Below are 1,311 nucleotides of genomic sequence, written 5' to 3'. Positions count from 1 at the left end.
CCTACATTCACACCTTACTGCTTGGACATGCATAACCAACAGCATGCTTACCCTATCCTTCTGCGTCCCCCCATTACTCAAACGGTGGTTTGGTGGTACAGGAATATCAACCTGTTATCCATCGCCTACGCCTATCGGCCTCGGCTTAGGTCCCGACTAACCCTGAGCGGACGAGCCTTCCTCAGGAAACCTTAGTCATACGGTGGACGGGATTCTCACCCGTCTTTCGCTACTCATACCGGCATTCTCACTTCTAAGCGCTCCACCAGTCCTTCCGGTCTGACTTCAACGCCCTTAGAACGCTCTCCTACCACTGATACCATAGGTATCAATCCACAGCTTCGGTGATTTGTTTAGCCCCGATACATTTTCGGCGCAGCGTCACTCGACCAGTGAGCTATTACGCACTCTTTAAATGATGGCTGCTTCTAAGCCAACATCCTGGTTGTCTAAGCAACGCCACATCCTTTTCCACTTAACAAATACTTTGGGACCTTAGCTGGTGGTCTGGGCTGTTTCCCTCTTGACTACGGATCTTATCACTCGCAGTCTGACTCCCAAACATAAATCATTGGCATTCGGAGTTTGTCTGAATTCGGTAACCCGGGATGGGCCCCTAGTCCAAACAGTGCTCTACCTCCAAGATTCTAACGTTTGAGGCTAGCCCTAAAGCTATTTCGGAGAGAACCAGCTATCTCCAGGTTCGATTGGAATTTCTCCGCTACCCACACCTCATCCCCGCACTTTTCAACGTGCGTGGGTTCGGACCTCCAGTAAGTGTTACCTTACCTTCATCCTGGACATGGGTAGATCACCTGGTTTCGGGTCTACGACCACATACTCATTCGCCCTATTCAGACTCGCTTTCGCTGCGGCTCCGTCTTCTCGACTTAACCTTGCATGGGATCGTAACTCGCCGGTTCATTCTACAAAAGGCACGCTATCACCCATTAACGGGCTCTAACTACTTGTAGGCACACGGTTTCAGGATCTATTTCACTCCCCTTCCGGGGTGCTTTTCACCTTTCCCTCACGGTACTGGTTCACTATCGGTCACTAGGTAGTATTTAGCCTTGGGAGATGGTCCTCCCAGATTCCGACGGAATTTCACGTGTTCCGCCGTACTCAGGATACACTCAAGAGAGAATGGGTTTTAGACTACGGGGCTTTTACCCTATCCTGCGGACCTTTCCAGATCGCTTCGTCTAACTCATTCCTTTGTAACTCTATGTAGAGTGTCCTACAACCCCAAAAGGCAAGCCTTTTGGTTTGGGCTATTCCCGTTTCGCTCGCCGCTACTCAGGGAATCGA

At 50.3% G+C, this 1,311-nt stretch carries 1 rRNA gene; it reads right to left on the bottom strand.

Annotation, left to right across the window (positions count from 1 at the left end):
• Positions 1 to 1,311, bottom strand: a 23S ribosomal RNA gene (locus LDK52_RS19870); the annotation flags it as partial.

Origin of the sequence: Psychrobacillus antarcticus (assembly GCF_029533155.1) — a bacterium.
Taxonomy (GTDB): Bacteria; Bacillota; Bacilli; order Bacillales_A; family Planococcaceae; genus Psychrobacillus; species Psychrobacillus antarcticus.
Note: the sequence above shows the minus strand (reverse complement) of the source record. Positions and strands in the feature narration are given on the sequence as shown.